This window comes from Halomonas qaidamensis, assembly GCF_025917315.1.
GTDB lineage: Bacteria > Pseudomonadota > Gammaproteobacteria > Pseudomonadales > Halomonadaceae > Vreelandella > Vreelandella qaidamensis.
Genome location: NZ_CP080627.1, coordinates 3,717,309 through 3,735,599, shown reverse-complemented (window position 1 = coordinate 3,735,599; position 18,291 = coordinate 3,717,309). Strand labels below are relative to the sequence as shown.

At 52.3% G+C, this 18,291-nt stretch carries 16 protein-coding genes; 10 read left to right on the top strand and 6 right to left on the bottom strand.

The annotated features are described in order from the left end of the window. Positions 1-58 precede the first annotated feature (58 nt). The 5 genes from K1Y77_RS16840 (at position 59) to nhaD (ending at position 6,935) form a co-directional block, all read left to right on the top strand. Positions 59-859, top strand: coding sequence for an undecaprenyl-diphosphate phosphatase (locus tag K1Y77_RS16840; RefSeq protein ID WP_030071591.1), 801 nt, complete (start codon positions 59-61; stop codon positions 857-859). Between the two features lie 77 nt (positions 860-936). Next, positions 937-2,037, top strand: coding sequence for an FAD:protein FMN transferase (locus K1Y77_RS16835; RefSeq protein ID WP_030071590.1), 1,101 nt, complete (start codon positions 937-939; stop codon positions 2,035-2,037). A gap of 19 nt (positions 2,038-2,056) precedes the next feature. Beyond that, positions 2,057-3,424, top strand: a complete 1,368-nt coding sequence (glmU, locus tag K1Y77_RS16830) for a bifunctional UDP-N-acetylglucosamine diphosphorylase/glucosamine-1-phosphate N-acetyltransferase GlmU (RefSeq protein WP_264019077.1) — start codon at positions 2,057-2,059, stop codon at positions 3,422-3,424. A gap of 64 nt (positions 3,425-3,488) precedes the next feature. Then, positions 3,489-5,315, top strand: coding sequence for a glutamine--fructose-6-phosphate transaminase (isomerizing) (gene glmS, locus K1Y77_RS16825; RefSeq protein WP_264019079.1), 1,827 nt, complete (start codon positions 3,489-3,491; stop codon positions 5,313-5,315). A gap of 153 nt (positions 5,316-5,468) precedes the next feature. Next, positions 5,469-6,935, top strand: coding sequence for a sodium:proton antiporter NhaD (nhaD, locus tag K1Y77_RS16820; RefSeq protein ID WP_264429669.1), 1,467 nt, complete (start codon positions 5,469-5,471; stop codon positions 6,933-6,935). Positions 6,936-7,050: 115 nt separating this feature from the next. Here the strand turns inward: nhaD and K1Y77_RS16815 are convergent, their stop codons facing one another. The 3 genes from K1Y77_RS16815 to K1Y77_RS16805 form a co-directional block, all read right to left on the bottom strand. After that, positions 7,051-7,668 (bottom strand): CBS domain-containing protein, encoded by a 618-nt coding sequence (locus K1Y77_RS16815; protein ID WP_264429668.1) that lies wholly within the window; start codon positions 7,666-7,668, stop codon positions 7,051-7,053. Positions 7,669-7,769: 101 nt separating this feature from the next. Continuing rightward, positions 7,770-9,182, bottom strand: a complete 1,413-nt coding sequence (locus K1Y77_RS16810; RefSeq protein ID WP_264429667.1) for an ATP-binding protein — start codon at positions 9,180-9,182, stop codon at positions 7,770-7,772. Positions 9,183-9,207: 25 nt separating this feature from the next. Further along, the gene (locus K1Y77_RS16805) at positions 9,208-9,867 is read right to left on the bottom strand and encodes a response regulator transcription factor (protein WP_264019084.1); all 660 of its coding nucleotides are present in this window, start codon (positions 9,865-9,867) and stop codon (positions 9,208-9,210) included. Positions 9,868-9,936: 69 nt separating this feature from the next. On the opposite strand from K1Y77_RS16805, the gene K1Y77_RS16800 reads away from it, so the two are divergent. Continuing rightward, positions 9,937-10,851 (top strand): GNAT family N-acetyltransferase, encoded by a 915-nt coding sequence (locus tag K1Y77_RS16800; RefSeq protein WP_264019085.1) that lies wholly within the window; start codon positions 9,937-9,939, stop codon positions 10,849-10,851. A gap of 223 nt (positions 10,852-11,074) precedes the next feature. After that, entirely contained in the window at positions 11,075-11,905 is an 831-nt protein-coding gene (locus tag K1Y77_RS16795) for a c-type cytochrome (RefSeq protein WP_030071572.1), read from the top strand. Between the two features lie 90 nt (positions 11,906-11,995). Here K1Y77_RS16795 and rep read toward each other — a convergent pair whose 3' ends face one another. Beyond that, entirely contained in the window at positions 11,996-14,065 is a 2,070-nt protein-coding gene (gene rep / locus K1Y77_RS16790; protein WP_030071570.1) for a DNA helicase Rep, read from the bottom strand. Positions 14,066-14,161: 96 nt separating this feature from the next. Here rep and K1Y77_RS16785 point away from each other — a divergent pair, with 96 nt between their 5' ends. Further along, a complete protein-coding gene (locus K1Y77_RS16785; protein WP_264429663.1) occupies positions 14,162-14,635 on the top strand; it encodes a tRNA (cytidine(34)-2'-O)-methyltransferase in 474 nt (157 codons plus the stop codon). Between the two features lie 3 nt (positions 14,636-14,638). On the opposite strand, the gene pyrE is transcribed toward K1Y77_RS16785, so the two are convergent. Then, positions 14,639-15,304, bottom strand: coding sequence for an orotate phosphoribosyltransferase (pyrE, locus tag K1Y77_RS16780; protein ID WP_030071566.1), 666 nt, complete (start codon positions 15,302-15,304; stop codon positions 14,639-14,641). A 152-nt stretch (positions 15,305-15,456) separates the two neighbouring features. Here pyrE and K1Y77_RS16775 point away from each other — a divergent pair, with 152 nt between their 5' ends. Continuing rightward, positions 15,457-16,224, top strand: a complete 768-nt coding sequence (locus K1Y77_RS16775; protein ID WP_009723298.1) for an exodeoxyribonuclease III — start codon at positions 15,457-15,459, stop codon at positions 16,222-16,224. 99 nt (positions 16,225-16,323) lie between these two features. Here K1Y77_RS16775 and rph read toward each other — a convergent pair whose 3' ends face one another. Further along, positions 16,324-17,061 (bottom strand): ribonuclease PH, encoded by a 738-nt coding sequence (gene rph, locus K1Y77_RS16770; protein WP_030071563.1) that lies wholly within the window; start codon positions 17,059-17,061, stop codon positions 16,324-16,326. Between the two features lie 143 nt (positions 17,062-17,204). On the opposite strand from rph, the gene K1Y77_RS16765 reads away from it, so the two are divergent. Then, the gene (locus tag K1Y77_RS16765) at positions 17,205-18,083 is read left to right on the top strand and encodes a YicC/YloC family endoribonuclease (RefSeq protein WP_264019090.1); all 879 of its coding nucleotides are present in this window, start codon (positions 17,205-17,207) and stop codon (positions 18,081-18,083) included. Positions 18,084-18,291 lie beyond the last annotated feature (208 nt).

Here is an 18,291-nt window from a genome sequence, read left to right as displayed (position 1 = left end):
GCATGAGTGTCATCAAACACATGAATGCCATCAAGAATAGTTAAACACAGGATAACCCATGGATTGGTTCCAGGTAGTTGTGTTAGCGGTAGTTCAGGGGCTTACAGAATTTTTACCCATATCGAGTTCGGCTCATCTTATATTGGTACCGGTGCTGACTACCTGGGAAGACCAGGGCCTTGCCTTTGATGTGGCATTGCATCTTGGTAGTTTAAGCGCGGTGGTTATCTATTTCCGACACGAAATAGGCAGAATGATCGTTAGTAGCTTGACCGCACTTCGCGGCCAAGAGGTTAACGACGATGCTGTATTGGCGTTTTGGGTCGTGATTGCCACGCTGCCCGTATGTATTGTCGGCTTTTTGCTTCATGACCTGATCTCGGGTTACATGCGCTCTACGTTGATTATTGGTGCCAGTTTGATTGTTTTTGGCCTGTTACTTGGTTATGCAGACTGGAAAAAACGCGGCACTCGTAGCGAATACCAGATGACGTTAAAGGATGTGCTCATTATTGGAGGTGCCCAAGTGTTGGCGCTTATTCCAGGCACATCCCGTTCAGGTATCACCATAACAGCGGCGTTAATGGTGGGTATGAGCCGAGAAGGTGCGGCACGGTTTTCGTTTTTACTGTCAATCCCCGTTATTGTTCTGGCAGGGGGGCTTGAGGCAATTAGCTTATTGAAAGATCCCCAGCTCATCGATATACCGGCAATGTTAGTAGGCACCTTACTCTCAGGTATTAGCGCCTATGTGTGTATTCACTATTTCCTAGTAGTGATCAAAAAACTGGGCATGCAGCCATTTGTCATTTATCGGGTGTTGTTTGGGGCTTGGTTGCTATGGTTTTTCCATTTTTAGCTGGTGGTTCATTGCTAGTTTTTCATAGCTAGGTCTTTTCATCTTGACCCCGTGCCTTATCTCCAAGGGAAAACAAAATGAAGGTTACTTCTCGTTTATTAAAATACTCAGGGCTCCTACTCATTGCTGCTGGCGTATTAGCGGGGTGTTCAGAAAATGATCGACCACTGGATTCCCCGGTTCGCTTTGAAGGCGGTATTTTCGGAACGTTTTATCAAGTCACCATTGCGGACCCGTTAACCCAAGGCGAGGCGAATGCTTTAGAAGAAGGTTTTCTAGCGGAACTTAATGACGTTGATCAGGCAATGTCTACTTACCGTGATGATGCAGAGCTTATAGTTTTTAATGATGCTCCTTTGAATGAATGGCAGCCGCTTTCCAACGCGTTAATTGAAGTGCTTGCGATCAGTCGTTCCGTATCCGAAGCAAGCAACGGTGCGTTTGATATTACGGTCGGTGATGTCGTCAACTTGTGGAGTTTTGGCCCCGAAGCACGCCCTGAAGAGGTGCCTTCAGACGCTGAGCTAAACGAGCGTATGGCTACGATTGGCTATGAGGCAGTTGATGTTGATACTCAACTTATGCAGGCGCGCCGCACGCGCGATGTGTTTGCTGATCTATCGGGAGTGGCTAAAGGGCATGGTACTGATCGCGTTGGGGCATACCTTGATCAGCAGGGAATTGAAAACTATTTAGTCAATATTGGTGGTGAATTAATTGCTCGCGGCTATCGGGATTTAGAAGAGCAAAGCCCATGGCGTGTCGGAATTGAGGTGCCACATAGCGGTTTGCCTGAGGCGCAACACGTTCTTCCTCTTGAAGATCTGTCGGTCGCAACGTCTGGGGATTATCGTAATTATTTTGAAGTAGATGGCGAGCGCTTTTCCCATACTATTGACCCTCGCACCGGTCGGCCGGTTAAGCACCAGCTTGCCTCTGTTTCTGTTTTTCACCCTTCCAATGCCTGGGCAGACGCGTGGTCTACAGCAATCTCGGTAGCGGGTAGCGAAGAAGGGATGCAGATGGCCGTTGAGAACAATCTAAGTGTGTTGATGCTAGTGAAAGACAGTGATCATTGGCAAAGCCTAGCCAGTCCCGCCTTTATGGACTACTTCGATAAAGCACTTATTGATGAGCTAGGTATTGACGCTTGGGAAGCACCAGCTGTCAATCGCTAAACCGTTACAGGTGAATATTATGCAAGAGCTTGATGTTGTTATCCTTGCCGCTGGCAAAGGCACCCGCATGCGTTCGCAAACGCCAAAAGTGCTGCACACCTTGGCGGGTAAACCGATGGTACAACACGTACTGGACACAGCCAGCGGACTCAACCCTACGCGTACCCATGTTGTGATTGGCCACGGTGCAGATCAACTGCGTGAAGCACTAGCGGAGAGTGACGTATCCTTTGCGATTCAAGCAGAGCAAAAAGGCACCGGCCATGCGGTGGCTCAAGCGCAGTCTCAGTTAGGTAACGGAAAGGTGTTGGTTCTGTATGGCGATGTGCCGATGATTCGTCGCGAATCTTTGGCTGCGCTTCTTAACCACGTGGATGAGCAGCACATGGGGCTGCTGACCGTCACGTTAGATGACCCCTCTGGCTATGGACGTATTGTTCGTAATGATGAGGGCGAAGCGGTCGCTATCATTGAGCAAAAAGATGCTAACGCTGAACAGCTTTCCATTAACGAATGCAACACCGGCATTATGGCGATGACCAGTGCCCAGCTGAAACGGTGGCTGCCCCAGTTGTCGGCAGAAAATGCTCAAGGCGAGTACTACTTAACCGATGTCATTGCCATGGCTGCAGATGAAGGTGTGAAGGTGTGCACTGCCCAGCCAGCCAGCGCAGTAGAAGTTGAAGGCGTGAATAATCGTTCACAAATGGCCCGGTTAGAGCGCGCTTATCAGCAGCAGCTAGCGGATAAGTTAATGGAGCAGGGGGTAGCATTGGCGGACCCAGCAAGAATCGATATTCGCGGTAAGCTTACCTGTGGCCACGATGTGTTTATCGATGTGGGCTGTGTATTTGAAGGTGATGTTGAGCTGGGTGAAGGGGTAAAGATTGGCCCTTACTGCGTGATTAAAAACAGCACGATTGGGGCTGAAAGTGTCATCGATAGTCATAGCGTGATTGATAACACGGTGGCCGCAGGGTTGAATCAAGTTGGCCCCTTTGCACGACTACGCCCTGGCACACGCCTAGCAGTCAAAGCCAAGGTAGGAAACTTTGTTGAAACCAAAAACGCTGATGTTGGAGAAGGTAGTAAAATTAATCACTTAAGTTATGTGGGTGATGCGCGTTTAGGGCGTGATGTGAATGTCGGGGCGGGCACTATTACGTGTAATTATGATGGCGTAAATAAGCATATTACCCAGATTGGTGATAATGCGTTTATTGGTTCTAACAGCGCCTTAGTAGCGCCGGTGACGGTGGGTAAAGGTGCCACGATTGGGGCAGGCTCAACAATCGCTAAAGACGTTGCTGAGCACGCCTTGGCAGTTACTCGCAGCAGACAACTTGAAAAACTGGATTGGCCGCGCCCTGTCAAAAAAGTTAAATAAAGCGGTCTATTCGCGGAATCGTTAGGTTTCAATAACGCATTAAGACGCCCAAGGAGAAATGGCTATGTGTGGCATCGTTGCTGCGGTTGCACAGCGTAATGTGCAAGGAATTTTGCTGGAAGGCCTCAAGCGCTTGGAGTATCGCGGCTATGACTCTTCTGGTATGACGGTGCTGAACAGTGGTGTGTTAACGCGTCACCGCGCCTTGGGCAAGGTAGCCGCTCTTGATGAACGGTTAGCCACCGCAGCGCTACCCGGCACCTGTGGTATTGCCCATACCCGCTGGGCTACTCACGGTAAACCGTCTGAAGAAAACGCCCACCCGCATCACAGTAGTGACCAAGTAGCGGTGGTGCACAACGGCATTATCGAAAACTACGAGCAGATCAAAGACACCCTACAGACCAGCGGTTACCGCTTTACCTCCGAAACTGATACCGAAGTCATCGCCCACTTACTGTCTGAAAAATTAGCAACCGGTCTGACATTATTTGAAGCAACCCAGCAAATCGTCAACGGCTTAGGCGGTGCCTACGCGCTTGGTGTGATGAGCGCTGCAGAACCAGGGGTGGTGGTAGGTGCTCGTCAGGGCAGTCCGCTGGTGGTGGGGGTAGGGATCGATGAAGCTTTTCTCGCCTCGGACCCGTTAGCGCTTTTACAAGTGACCGACCGCTTTATTTACCTGGAAGAAGGCGATTTAGTAGAGCTTCGTGAGCAAGGCTCAATCCGTATCGTTGACCATCAGGGGAATCCCGTTGAGCGGCCAATTCAAACGTTTGAACATGGCGACGGCGCCGCCAGCAAAGGCGACTACCGGCACTATATGCTCAAAGAAATCTTCGAGCAGCCTGACGTCATTAGTGCCGCCCTTGAAGGGCGTTTAAGTGGCAGCAGTGTATTGATTGAAAGCTTTGGCCCTGATGCCCAAACACTGTTTCAGGCTACCCGCCAGATTCATATTATTGCTTGTGGTACCAGCTACCATGCTGGCTTAGTGGCGCGCTACTGGCTAGAGCGCTATGCCGGTGTGCCAGTACAGGTAGAGGTGGCCTCTGAGTACCGCTATCGACACCCTGTTGTGCCTGAAGGCACGCTGTTTGTCACGCTGTCGCAATCCGGTGAAACAGCGGACACGCTGGCAGCGCTGCGTTTTGCAAAAACGCTTAGTTATGTTGGGTCGCTGGCTATTTGCAACGTACCCGGCAGTTCCCTGGTACGGGAATCGGATATGTCGCTGATGACACGGGCAGGCCCAGAAATCGGCGTTGCGTCTACCAAAGCATTTACCACACAACTGGTTGCGTTAATGCTGCTAACGCTGTCGGTAAACAAAGCTAAAGGCCAGCCAGAGCAGCAAGATATTGTCGAAGCGCTACGCGGACTCCCTGCACTGTGTCAGCAGGTATTAGCGCTAGATAGCCAAGTTGAAACCCTTTCCCAAGCGTTTGCGGAAAAACATCACGCGCTCTTTTTAGGCCGTGGTGCTCACTATCCTATTGCGCTAGAAGGCGCGCTAAAGCTTAAGGAAATTTCCTACATTCATGCAGAGGCTTACCCCGCTGGAGAGTTAAAGCACGGGCCGCTGGCGCTGGTAGACAGCGAAATGCCGGTGATTTCAGTTGCCCCTAACGACGACCTGCTCGAAAAGCTAAAGTCGAACCTACAAGAAGTCCGTGCCCGCGGTGGCCAGCTGTTTGTGTTTGCCGATGAGCGTGTAGGGATCAGCGAGCAAGATGGCGTTCGCGTGCTAACGCTCCCGCATGTACACGAAGCACTGGCGCCGCTGTTATACACGCTGCCCTTGCAGCTTCTGAGCTACCACGTGGCGGTTCTAAAAGGCACCGATGTGGATCAACCACGTAACTTAGCCAAGAGCGTAACGGTCGAGTAGACCTCCATAAAATAAATGTTTCTGGCACTGTAAAACGGCTTTACAAGATGCGGCAAATGGCCGCATCTTTAGCGTGATCGCTGCGTTGCAGCACTTAATTAGTGTGCTTATCATCGTGGCGGTCTCTTCCAACCCTGCCAGGATCACTTTACTATGAAACCACCTAACGTCCTTGCAATGCGGCAGTCTACTTGCCGGTTTGCTTGGTTGTTGATTGCGTTGTGTTTGTTTGCTTTTCCCACCCTCTCTTATGCCGCTTCTGGCCCGTTAAATCTTACTGCTTCGTTTGCCGGTATTGCCTCTGTTGTCATCTTTGTTCTTGCCTACGCCTTGGTAATGAGCGAAGAGCTAATTCACATGCGTAAATCCAAGCCTGTACTAGTGGCCGCCGGGCTTATCTGGGCGTTGGTGGCGTGGGTCTATGTACAGGCGGGCATGCCGCAAGAAGCGGAAGCAGCGTTTAAAGAAACGCTGCTTGAATACACTGAGTTGTTGCTGTTCTTGCTGGTAGCGATGACCTACATCAACGCTATGGAAGAACGCCGTATCTTTGATGCCCTGCGGGCTTGGCTAGTACGTAAAGGCTTTAGTTATCGCAGTCTGTTTTGGATTACGGGATGTCTTGCCTTTGGTATTTCTGCCATTGCCAACAACATGACCACGGCGATGCTGATGTGCGCGGTGGTGCTGAAAGTGGCTGAAGGCGATAAAAAGTTCATTAGTCTGTGCTGTGTCAACGTGGTGGTAGCATCAAACGCAGGCGGTGCGTTCAGCCCGTTTGGTGATATCACCACGTTGATGGTGTGGCAGGCAGGCCAGGTGCCGTTTGGCGGCTTCTTTGCGCTCTTGGTGCCTGCTATTGTCAATTTTATCGTGCCGTCGGTGATCATGAACTTCTTCATTGTTAACCGCCAACCTGCAGCGCTCACCGAAAACGTCTGGTTAAAGCGTGGTTCGCGTCGCATCATCGCGCTATTTTTGGTGACTGTCGCTATTTCCGTATTGTGCCATTCGGTTCTTTATCTGCCGCCTGCGATGGGCATGATGTTTGGTCTTGGCCTACTGCAGTTCTTTGGCTACTACCTGCGCCGCAGTCTGCCACGCTCCCTGGAGCGCAAGCGTGAACGTTATTCCCGCCGTGGTGACTGGAATAAGCTTGAGCAACTGGGTAGCGTTGTTCCTTTTGATATCTTCAGCCGTATTGCCCGCTCAGAATGGGACACGCTGCTCTTCTTCTACGGAGTTGTGATGTGTGTCGGTGGCCTGGGTTTTATGGGCTATTTAAGTCTATTGTCAGAAACCTTGTATGGCAGTTGGAATCCTGTGTGGGCCAATGTTGTTTTGGGGCTTATCTCGGCGGTAGTCGATAACATTCCGGTGATGTTTGCGGTGCTTTCCATGGCGCCCGATATGTCGCAAGGTAACTGGCTGCTGATCACATTGACTGCTGGTGTTGGTGGTAGCCTGCTGTCAATGGGCTCTGCGGCGGGGGTTGCGTTAATGGGCCAAGCCCGAGGTATTTATACTTTTGCGGGCCACCTGCGCTGGGCACCGGCTATTTTGCTGGGGTATGCTGCCAGTATTGCTGCGCATTTGTTGATAAACGCAGCGCTGTTTTAAATTAGCAGCTAATTTAGCTAGAAAAAACGCCCCTTATCATTGATAAGAGGCGTTTTTTTAATACTGTTAGTAGGTTTTCTAGCTTTACTTAATGACTATAAATTTGATGTCGAGACTATAAATCGTGCCCGGTAATGACTTTGCAAATATCGGCAAAGCTACTGGCAGTTGGCACTGCTGAAGAGGTGACTTTCATCGTGGTTTTATTGCCCATGGCGTGCTGTATATCGGTGGCAGAAATAATACCGCGTACGCTTAATGGTTGATTTTGTTTATGCTCAGTAATCAATAAGTGCTGCTCTGTGAAGCGCTCCATAGAAAGCACAAGGTCTTCAATCGTTAATGAGTTAAGTTGCTCAAATGGCATCGCACTAAGCTGTTGCCAGGGCGTCATAATCATGTCGGCTGTAATTTCCGTACGATCAAGATTTCTCTGCTGCATCGCCAAGTTAATGCGCCGTGTTCCGATGACTTCTTTGGCAGTCAGTACGCCAATGCAGTGGTTAGCTTTGTCGAGAACAAACAACAGGCGAACACCGCCATGGCGCATTTGTAAATGAGCATCGTCGATAGGCGTATCCGCGGTTACTGCCTGGGGTCTGACCTGAGTAAAATCCGTCAGCACCGATAACGCAGGACTTTCAGGTGTTATCTGCTTTGTTGTTGGCGTAATAAGCAGTGGTGTTTCACCAAACTGGATAAGTGGTTTGGGGGTATGGACTAGCATATTCATCAGGGAATCTCCGTCGTATGAATAGACAGGTCGTTAACCGCTTGCCTGTCTTGTACTTTCACACTTGCACGGAATTCTTATGGGAACCTTAACAGGCCCCTTTATGGCCGATTATTTTTTGGTTGGCGTTGAGATAGGGCGTTCCTGGTAAACGTTGCGCGCACACGAAGCCCACCGCTAGGGGCCTCATCAAGCAGTAAGACGCCCTGATGGCGTTTGACCAAGCGCTCGACAATGGATAAACCTAAACCCGCGCCAGCACCAGGCCCAGCACGTTGAAATCGCTCCATCAGCTGGTTGCGTTGTGCTGCAGGGATACCGGGCCCTTGATCATCAACAATGACAATAACACTTTTCGCTAATGCTTTAAGCGTGATCGTAATAGCGCTTTGAGCAGGCGAGTGTTGAATGGCGTTACCCACCAGATTTTGCACCAGCGCCTCAATAGCTCCTGGTTCCGCTTCTATTTCCCATTTAGCCGAGTCGTCTGCCTCTAATAACAACGGTTGTTGTCGCTCGGCGGCCAGTGGCGCAAGCTTTGCCAACGTTTCGCGAGCTTCGTGTAATACATTACAGCGGTGATACTCTGACAGCGGTTCTTCTTCGTGGTCTAAGCGCGCCAGGGTTAAGAGTTGAGAGACTAGCCGCGTTGAACGTTTCACTCCACTGCGTAAATGATGCAGCGCTTCTTTTCTGTCATCGGCATTGTCAGCGGTCAGTGCATTTTGCGCGTGCAAATCAAGTACCGCCAAGGGGGTGCGTAGTTCGTGGGCAGCGTCGGCAATGAAACGCTTTTCGCGAATACGCAGCTGTCGCAGCTGTTCCAACAGCCGGTTTAGGGCGCTAGAAATGGTTTCCAGTTCCTGGGGAAGTGGATGAAGCGTCAGTGGCTTTAGGTGGTGGGGATCGCGGGCACGGATTTGCTCTGCCATCCGTGATAGGGGGGCAAGCCCCCAGCCAATTGACCACCACAGTAATAGTGTCAATAAGGGCAAACCAATAAGTTCAGGTAATAAGGTACGCAGTGCTACTGCGCTGATCAATTCACCACGAACGTCCTCTCGTTCGCCCACCACTACGCGTTTGTTAGTGCCTGTTATTTCCAGAACAAAAACGCGCCAGTCATGTTGATTCACTGTAAGCGTTGAATAACCAGATGGTTGCTGGGTAAGCTGTATTTCGGGGGCGCTGGCGGAACGCAGCAGTAGGCGATCGCCATCCCAAAGCTGAAACGCCTGCTTGCTCTCATAGCGATGATCTGCAAAACGATGATTGGATTGCTCGGCACTAAGCAGCGCACTCTCCACACTTTCTAGTAAAAGCGTACGGTCGCTATCGGGCAGTGGTGCCTGTAGTAATCCTTCTAGCAAACGGGCACTTTGTGCCAAGCTAGCATCGTGAAGTTCTTCGATTTCATGGGCGGCATAGCGATAGCTAATAAAGCCAATCACTAGCATGCTCGCGCCAAACACAAGCAGCGCAAGCCCCAGGGTGCGTTGACGAATAGAACTCATGCGCTTGCCTTGTACACGTTAACCATTACGATTTATCCATGACATAGCCGATCCCTCTCACGGTGCGGATAACCTCAGGAAACAGCTTTCGTCGTAAGTGGTGGATATGAACTTCGATAGCGTTACTCTCGACTTCTTCCTCCCAGCCGTACACTAAACGCGTTAAGGTATCGCGGGTAAAGACACGACCTGGGTGGCTCATAAACTCCTGTAGTAATGTCAGCTCACGACGCGAAAGCGTGATCACTTTATGTTGATAACTGACCTGTAAGGTCTGAGGGTCCAGGCTAATTCCCCGGCAGTTGAGTAAGCCGCTGCTTTGCCCTTGACTGCGGCGCAATAAAGCACGCAGGCGCGCTTTTAATTCTGCTACCTCGAAGGGTTTGGTGAGGTAATCGTCGGCTCCTGCATCCAACCCTTCGATACGGTTATCCACCGCATCGCGGGCGGTCAGAACTAAAATAGGCAGTTGGCTGCCATGTCGCCGAATAGCGCGCAGCACTTCCATTCCATCGATCGTTGGTAAACCAAGGTCCAGGATGACCGCATCAAAGGGTTCATTTTTAAGCGCATGAAGCGCGTTATCGCCATCGGCTAAATGATCTACCGTATAGTGCTCAGGTTTTAGCGCCATACGAATCCCTGACGCTAAACTGGGGTCGTCCTCAACCAGTAAAATGCGCATATCGATGGATGACTCCTTTCATTCATGGCGGGCTACTTTCATTCATGGCGGGCTACTCAGGAACGTAACATGACACGTCATTCTCCTTTCGGCCATCGCTCCTTAACTACCACAGTAATGCAGTGCCCACGTGAACAACGGCGTGAAGCATTGCTGCAGTTAGCTGCCGTGCATGATCCTGCGCAACAACCTGCATTGCAGCATGCCTTATCAACCGTAAAAGCGGGTCCTGACACTGTATGGCAAGGCCTTTGGATAGCCACTCAAGCGGGTCATATCGAAGCCGCCGCCTGGGTACAGCCATTGGCTAATCAAATGGCGCAGCTTTGGCTACCCAGGCAGCATAATTCGTCAGTTGATGCGTTGTTGAAAGCCTTGCAGGGCTGGGTAAACGAGCAGCCGATTGCGCTATGCCATGTGGCGTTATCCGACGATGCGGCCAGCTGGGAAACAAGGTTAGTGACCCACGGTATGCGGGCGCTTGCCACTCTGGAGCATCTTGTGTGGCAGTGCCAAACCGTTCAATCACCCGCTAATCTACTGATACTAAGCCCCTTTGCTGAATTGACTCCCGCTCAACAGCGGGCGTTAGTAGAGAAAGTAAGCGAAGGCTCGTTAGACTGCCCAGAGCTTCGCGAAGTGCTCACCATTGACGCGTTACTAGCGGGATTTTATGACCAAGCGCCGAATGCCCCAGATAACTGGTATCAGCTTAAACATCAGGGGGAAACTATCGGTGTATTATTACTTGCTTCCAACCCTGTTACACAGCGCTGGTCATTGCAGTTGATGGGGCTGCTACCTGATTGGCGTGGCGGGGGAATGGGCAAGGAAATTATTCAACAAGCGCAGGCGTTGGCTAGCAAGGCGGAAGCCCGCGACATTACGCTCACTGTCGATACACAGAATGTTCCAGCAAAGCGTGTATATGCTCAGGCAGGCTTTACGCGTTATGCTCAGCAGCGTTTGCTGGCTTGGTGCTAAATAGCTGAACATTGATACGGTTTTTAAACCGCTGAATTAAGCATAAAGCTAAGTTTAGGTTGAATTGCCGCGCTTAGTAGCATTTTCTTACGCTTGGCGTTCTCGGTATACTAATGCGATATGCACGTCTTGGCGTTCCGGTTGCCGCAGGTTGATGATGTCGCTGCCGCGCGCAGGGGTTAAGCACAAAACGTTTTATGACAAAACTCAAGAGGTGGTGAGAGTGAAATCTAAGCTGATCATGAGCGGGCTGGCGGCCCTAGGCGTCATGGCAGGCACATCCGGTGCTTATGCTCAAGACGCAGCACGTGACGCAATCGCTGAGCGCTTAGCGCCGGTAGGTCAACTCTGCTTGCAAGGCCAAGACTGTGGCACCGCAGCAGCGCCAGCCGCCGCTAGCAGCGGTGGTGGTGACGAAGTTGATGGCGAAGGTATCTACAACAACGTCTGTATGGCGTGCCACGAAACGGGCGCAGCGGGAGCCCCTATTCGCGGTGATGAAGCTGCGTGGGCTGAGCGTACCGAACAAGGTTTCGCGACACTGCTAGAGCACTCGATTAACGGTATTGGTGCAATGCCTGCTCGTGGCGGCAACCCCAACCTGTCAGACGAAGAGATGGAAGCGGCGACAGCGTATATGGTGGAGCCTGTCATGGACGTTCCCGAGCTAGGTGGCGGTGACGAAGAAGCGGCTGCAGAGGCGACGGAAGAGAGCGCTAGCGATGATATGGCCGCAGCAGAGGAAACCAGTGCCGATGAAGGCACCGCAGACGCTGCAGCTAGCGAAGAGGAAGCTTCTAGTGGTGGCAGCGGTTTAGATGGCGAAGCGCTTTATGCCAGTGCTGGTTGTGTGGCTTGCCACGCGGCAGGTGTTGCTGGTGCCCCTTTGATTGGCGATGCTGATGCGTGGGCGCCGCGCCTTGAGCAGGGTGTCGATGCGTTATACGAAAGCGTGTTTAACGGCAAAGGCGTGATGCCGCCACGTGGTGGTAGCAGTGCCTCTGACGAAGAGATCATGGCCGTTGTCGATTACATGGTGTCAGAAGTGCAATAAGCTGTTGTTGTAATAATGTTGTGTAATCTATCCACAGGTGGGTTTTGAAAACCCCCTGTGGATATTTTTTTGTGTTCTTATGACTTGCTGCTAACCCAACAAGGAACGCAGCCCGGCAATCGCGTCTTTCCCGCGTGCCTGCTTTTTCTCGGGGTCTTCTTTATCGGCGCGGCCCTCCCACTCCAAATCATCAGCGGGCAGTTCGTCTAAAAAGCGGCTGGGCTGACAGTCCATTAGTTCACCATACGCTTTACGCTGGCGGGCTAATGTCAGTGTCAGGGTACGCCTTGCTCGTGTAATCCCAACGTAAGCCAAGCGGCGCTCCTCTTCCACGGTGCCCATTTCAATAGCATTGCGGTGGGGTAGCAGATCTTCCTCTAAGCCCATCAAATACACATGGGGAAACTCCAGTCCTTTCGAGGCGTGCATGGTGAGTAGTTGCACACGGTCTGAGTCGTCTTCTTCAGCCTGTTGCTCAAGAATATCCCGAAGCACTAGGCGGGAAATGGCGGCTTCTACGCCGTCTGTTTCCGTTGCGGTGGAGTCATCGGCATCTTCTGGGTCGCGGTTTAGTGACTTCTCTAGCTGATCAATCAAAATCCATACGTTGGCCATACGCCGTTCAGCAACGGTTGGGGCGCTGGCATTTTGGTACAGCCAGGCCTCGTAATCCATATCGCGCAGCATGTCGCGAATGGCGGCGATGGCATCGTCTTGATCCATGCGTTTACGCACGCCATCAATAAAGTGCGTAAAGCGGGAAAGCCGCTCTACGGCCCGAGTCGGCAGCGTTTGCTCTAACCCTAGCTCGTGGCAGGCAGCAAACAGCGAAATTGAACGCTCTGTTGCGTAGTTGGCTAGCTTTTCCAACGTGCCAGGGCCTATTTCCCGGCGGGGCACGTTCACAATACGTAAAAAGGCGTTATCGTCAGCAGGGTTAATTAACAGCCGCAGATAGGCCATGGTGTCCTTGATCTCGTTGCGCGAGAAAAACGACGTACCGCCGGAAAGCTTGTAGGGAATTTGGTAGTGCTGCAGCTTGAGCTCTAATAAACGTGCCTGGAAGTTACCCCGATAGAGCACCGCAAAATCTCGCCATTCTGCTTTTTCTTTGATACGCCGAGTCAGCATTTCGCTGGCTACCCGCTCGGACTCCGCCTCTTCATGCCGGTTGACGATGACCCGAATCGGCGCGCCATCGCCCATATCCGACCACAAGGTTTTATCGTAAACGTGAGGGTTGTTAGCAATTAACGTGTTGGCCGCACGCAAAATGGTGCCGGTTGAGCGGTAGTTCTGCTCCAGCTTGATAACGTTCAGACGCGGGAAGTCTTCGCCAAGGGTCACCAAATTTTCAGGCCGGGCCCCGCGCCATGCGTAGATCGACTGGTCGTCGTCGCCAACCACGGTAAAGGTCGCCCGTTCGGCCATCAGCAGTTTCACCAGTAGGTACTGAGAAACGTTAGTGTCCTGATACTCATCCACCAACATATAGTGAATTTTGTTCCGCCAGCGGGCCAGTGCGTCTGGGTCACGTTGTAGCAGCACCACCGGCAGTAGGATCAGGTCGTCAAAATCCACCGCGTTATAGGCTTTTAAGTGGCGCACGTAAGCTTCATAAACCCGTGCGGCAAAGTGCTCGTCATCATCCGCGGCAAAAGAAAGCGCGTCACTGGGCAGCACTAAATCGTTCTTCCACGTGGAGATTTTGCTCTGCACTGCGTTGATCTGCTCGGCGTCTACCTGAGCGTCTTTGTTCATTAGATCGCGCAGCAGTGCTTTGGCATCTTCTGGGTCAAACAATGAAAAGCCTGGTTTGTAGCCTAGTGTTTTCAACTCACCGCGAATAATAGTCAGGCCTAAATTGTGGAACGTCGACACCGTTAGCCCGTGGCCCTCTTTACCCTTCAGCATTTGCCCAACGCGCTCTTTCATCTCCCTGGCGGCTTTATTGGTGAAGGTAACCGCCGCTATTTTGCGCGCGCTCATGCCGCACTCTTGCACCAGATAGGCGATTTTGGTGGTAATAACGCTGGTTTTACCAGACCCCGCGCCCGCCAAGACCAAACAGGGGCCATCGATATAGCGCACCGCTTCCTGCTGGCGCGGGTTTAGCCCTTTAATACGGCTAAGAATGCTCTTTGGCGGTTGGGGCGTCATGGTGAAGGGTGACCTCTACAAGTGTTTCTAGGCAAATTCCATTACAATCAGCGGCGCTGGGCGAACGCACAATGAGTTAATAATAGGCAGGTGGTAATGTTTGAAGTAGCGCTATTTGAACCGCGTATGGCACCCAATACGGGTAATATTATGCGCCTGGTGGCTAACAATGGCTGCCGATTACATTTAATTGAACCGCTGGGCTTTGATCTCGAAGAGAAAAAGCTGCGCCGCGCCGGACTAGATTACCGTGACCTAGCCAATGTTACCCGCCATGCTAATTTTACGGCGTTTCAAGCGGCAATGCAGGGGCGCACGATATGGGCGATTACCACCAAAGGCACCCGAGCCCACAGCGACGCGGCTTTCGCGCCGGGCGATGTACTGCTATTCGGTTCGGAAACTGCAGGGCTGTCGCCCCAGGTCCATGCTGCGCTACCCGCAGAACAGAAGCTGCGCATCCCCATGCAGCCCAATAACCGCAGCTTGAACCTTTCTAACGCCGTTGCCATCGTCAGCTATGAGGCGTGGCGCCAGCAAGATTACGCTGGCGCATTAAGCGGTGAGTAGCGACTAACCCGCGATGCCGTAGCGGTCGCGATAAGCGCGTACCGCTTCGGCGTAAGCCAGCATTTCGCCGCCAGCATGCTCTTCAAGGTAAGTAAGCACTTGCTCTAAGGTGACAATACTGACAACCGGCATGCCGTACTGAGCCTGGACTTCCTGGATAGCGCTTTGTTCGCCCTGGCCGCGCTCTTGACGATCAAGCGCAATAATCACGCCACCTGCGCGGGCACCGCTTTGCTCAATTAGGCTCATCACTTCACGGATAGCCGTACCGGCTGTAATCACGTCGTCAATGATCAAAATATCGCCGGCCAGTGGTGCACCGACAATATTGCCGCCTTCGCCGTGGGTTTTGGCCTCTTTACGGTTAAACGCGTAGGGCATATCGCGATCGTGGTGGTCGGCTAGGGCCGCGGCAGTGACCGCCGCCAGGGGAATGCCTTTATAGGCTGGGCCGAACAGCACATCCGCTTGCAGGCCACTATCGACAATGGCTTGAGCGTAAAAACGGCCCAGCTTAGCCAGGGCACGACCGGTTTGAAACAGGCCCGCGTTAAAGAAGTAAGGGCTTACTCGCCCCGACTTAAGCGTGAACTCGCCAAACTTGAGCACGCCCTGCTCAATAGCGAAGGCAATGAAATCGCGCTGATAGGGTTGTAGAGTGGTAGCCACGATGGTCTTCTCTTGTCGATAGGAATGTAAGTAATAGAAATCTAAGTAAACGCAGTAATAAATCAGAGTTAAACAGCAAGATTGGGTTTGTCTATTTACCCAAACGTCTAAACGTCGGGTATCATACAGCAGCGACGCAAAAGGGACGATTTATGAAAATTGCCAGCATCAATGTCAATGGTATACGTGATGCCGTCGACCGTGGCTTCCTGGACTGGCTGGCTCAGCAGGATGCCGACGTGATCTGCGTGCAGAACATCAAGGCAAAAAGTTTTGAACTGGACGACCATATTCTCTATCCGGAAGGCTACGAAGGCTACTTCCTGGATGCAGAAGAAGATGGTTTCTCCGGCGTGGCACTCTACTGCCGCAAAATTCCCAAGGCGATTATGTATGGTCTTGGGTTCCCTCAGTGTGATCACGAAGGGCGCTTTCTGCAGGCGGATTATGACCGCTTCAGCATTGCCACCTTCTTGATGCCTGATGGAAGTGATCAAAAAGCCAAACAGGCGTTTATGGAGCAGTACCAAGAGTATCTAACGAAGATGTCGCGCAAACGTCGCGAATACATCATCTGTGGTACTTGGCACGTTGCCCATAAAACCATCGATTTGGCCAACTGGTCGGACAATCAGCTAACCTCTGGTTTCCGCCCGGAAGAGCGTGCCTGGATGGATCAGGTGCTTGGCCCAACCGGCTTTATCGACACCTTCCGCGAAATTAATCGCGATGCGGGTGAATATACCTGGTGGCCAAAGCTCGACCAAGACGTGCCCCGTGAGCGCCAAGAAGGCTGGCGGATCGACTACCAGCTGGTTGGCCCCAACTTCCGTCGCCATGTGGTCGACGCGTGGATTGATTACGATGCGACCTTCTCCGAGTTCGCACCGCTGATCGTTGAGTATGACTTAGCGCTGTAAGCGCTCACTTTCCCGCGTCGCATTACCCGTCTCAGCAACAGGCCAGCTTATAAGCTGGCCTGTTTGCGTAGGCGCGTTGAGTGCTTGCTAACTAACGGTTTAGCCGCGAATACCCAGTGCTTCGCGCTGTTTTTCGCGCAGCTCGGAGCCAGCTTTCTCAGCGAGATCAAGCATCGCGTTCAGCTCGGTACGGTTAAACGCCCCCGCCTCTGCGGTACCCTGGACTTCAATTAGCTCGCCGTTTTCAGTCATCACCACGTTCAGATCGGTGTCAGCTTTACTATCTTCCGGATAATCCAAGTCCAGTACCGGTACGCCTTTATAAATACCCACCGAAATCGCGCTAACCAGCTGCTTAAAGGGATCACCTTTGATCTTCTTCTCACGCTGCAGATAACGAATGGCATCTACCAGCGCCACACAGCCGCCGGTAATCGCAGCGGTGCGAGTGCCACCATCGGCCTGAATCACATCGCAATCCACGGTAATGGTGAACTCGCCCAACTTCTTCAAGTTAACCGCTGCGCGCAGGCTACGGCCAATCAAGCGCTGAATTTCCAGCGTACGGCCACCCTGTTTACCACGCGTCGCTTCACGGCCACTGCGGGTGTGAGTGGCACGGGGCAGCATGCCGTACTCAGCGGTGATCCAACCCTGATTTTTGCCACGCAGCCAGCGCGGTACGCCCGCTTCCACACTCGCATTACACAGCACTTTGGTATCACCAAACTCCACCAGTACCGACCCTTCTGCATGGCGGGTGTAATCGCGGGTTATGCGAATTTCACGGAGCTGGTCGGCTTCACGACCGCTAGGGCGAACAACATCAGGACGCATAACACCTCACATCAATTTATCAGTGGAAAAGCCCACCATTGTACACGTCAGCGACGCCGTTGATGGGCCTATTCAAGGCAGACGTATCTACCAGCACAAGATCGGGTAGACTGACCTAAATGCGCGATGAACAGGAATCTTTAATGGCTAACCCACGCCACGTACACAGCATGACCGCCTTTGCCCGCACCGAGCAGGCCGCCCCGTTTGGCACCCTGCAGGTGGAAATCCGCTCGGTGAACCAGCGCTATCTGGAGCCGCACTTTCGCCTACCCGACGCCCTGCGCGAGCTAGAGCCGGTGCTGCGCGATGCCCTACGCACACGCCTAGCGCGAGGCAAAGTCGAATGTAGCCTGCGTTTTGAAGCCGCGGAAACCAACCAAGCTCCTGCGGTAAATGTGCAACGGTTGAAAGAGATTGCCGATGCCCTGGCCGCTATTCAGCAACAGGTGCCCAGTGCCGTGCCGCCCACCACGCTGGCGATACTCAACCAGCCCGGCGTTATGGAAACCCAGCACCTTGATCAAGACGCCATTAAAGCCGCTGCCAAAACGCTGTTTGACCAAGCGCTAGACGAGTTGATCGACGCCCGCGCCCGGGAGGGCGAAAAACTCGCTGAGATGATCACCACCCGCCTAACGGCTGTAAGCGAGCAGGTAGCCACCGTGCGCAGCCTGCTGCCGCAAATTTTAGAGCGCCAGCGCGCCCAACTATTGGAACGCTTAGACGTCGCCAAAACCGAACTCGACCCGCAACGCCTGGAAGCCGAATTGGTACTGGTGGCACAAAAAGCCGATGTAGATGAAGAGTTGGATCGCCTAACGGCGCACGTACAAGAAGTCAGCCGCCAGTTAGCCCAAAAAGGCCCCAAAGGCCGCCGTCTGGATTTCCTAATGCAGGAACTCAACCGCGAAGCCAACACGCTATCGTCAAAATCGGTAGTCGCCGAAACCACCCGCTGCGCGGTGGAGCTAAAAGTATTGATTGAGCAGATGCGAGAGCAGATTCAGAATATTGAATAACCTTTAAAGCTGCTCGGCTGGCGTCATTATTTAGTAAGAGGGCTCTAATGTAAAAGCATGCCCAGTGGCTAAGAGTAGAGTGAGTTCTCCAGAGTGGCAGCGCTAACGATGGTTAGCAGTAAGACCGATGAGTCTTTTGGTTTAAACGTAAACGATATCTCCGTTCTAGTTCTATTAGAACAGTGATTGATGCGTATCAGCTTTGTTT

What these genes read in the sequence shown, in the direction of transcription:
- rph (WP_030071563.1), bottom strand. Translation starts at nt 17,061, where the DNA reads ATGCGTCCTGATGTTGTTCGCCCTAGCGGTCGTGAAGCCGACCAGCTC.
- K1Y77_RS16800 (WP_264019085.1), top strand. Translation starts at nt 9,937, where the DNA reads ATGACACGTCATTCTCCTTTCGGCCATCGCTCCTTAACTACCACAGTA.
- glmU (WP_264019077.1), top strand. Translation starts at nt 2,057, where the DNA reads ATGCAAGAGCTTGATGTTGTTATCCTTGCCGCTGGCAAAGGCACCCGC.
- K1Y77_RS16815 (WP_264429668.1), bottom strand. Translation starts at nt 7,668, where the DNA reads ATGAATATGCTAGTCCATACCCCCAAACCACTTATCCAGTTTGGTGAA.
- nhaD (WP_264429669.1), top strand. Translation starts at nt 5,469, where the DNA reads ATGAAACCACCTAACGTCCTTGCAATGCGGCAGTCTACTTGCCGGTTT.
- K1Y77_RS16840 (WP_030071591.1), top strand. Translation starts at nt 59, where the DNA reads ATGGATTGGTTCCAGGTAGTTGTGTTAGCGGTAGTTCAGGGGCTTACA.
- K1Y77_RS16835 (WP_030071590.1), top strand. Translation starts at nt 937, where the DNA reads ATGAAGGTTACTTCTCGTTTATTAAAATACTCAGGGCTCCTACTCATT.
- rep (WP_030071570.1), bottom strand. Translation starts at nt 14,065, where the DNA reads ATGACGCCCCAACCGCCAAAGAGCATTCTTAGCCGTATTAAAGGGCTA.
- K1Y77_RS16805 (WP_264019084.1), bottom strand. Translation starts at nt 9,867, where the DNA reads ATGCGCATTTTACTGGTTGAGGACGACCCCAGTTTAGCGTCAGGGATT.
- glmS (WP_264019079.1), top strand. Translation starts at nt 3,489, where the DNA reads ATGTGTGGCATCGTTGCTGCGGTTGCACAGCGTAATGTGCAAGGAATT.
- K1Y77_RS16785 (WP_264429663.1), top strand. Translation starts at nt 14,162, where the DNA reads ATGTTTGAAGTAGCGCTATTTGAACCGCGTATGGCACCCAATACGGGT.
- K1Y77_RS16765 (WP_264019090.1), top strand. Translation starts at nt 17,205, where the DNA reads ATGGCTAACCCACGCCACGTACACAGCATGACCGCCTTTGCCCGCACC.
- K1Y77_RS16775 (WP_009723298.1), top strand. Translation starts at nt 15,457, where the DNA reads ATGAAAATTGCCAGCATCAATGTCAATGGTATACGTGATGCCGTCGAC.
- K1Y77_RS16810 (WP_264429667.1), bottom strand. Translation starts at nt 9,182, where the DNA reads ATGAGTTCTATTCGTCAACGCACCCTGGGGCTTGCGCTGCTTGTGTTT.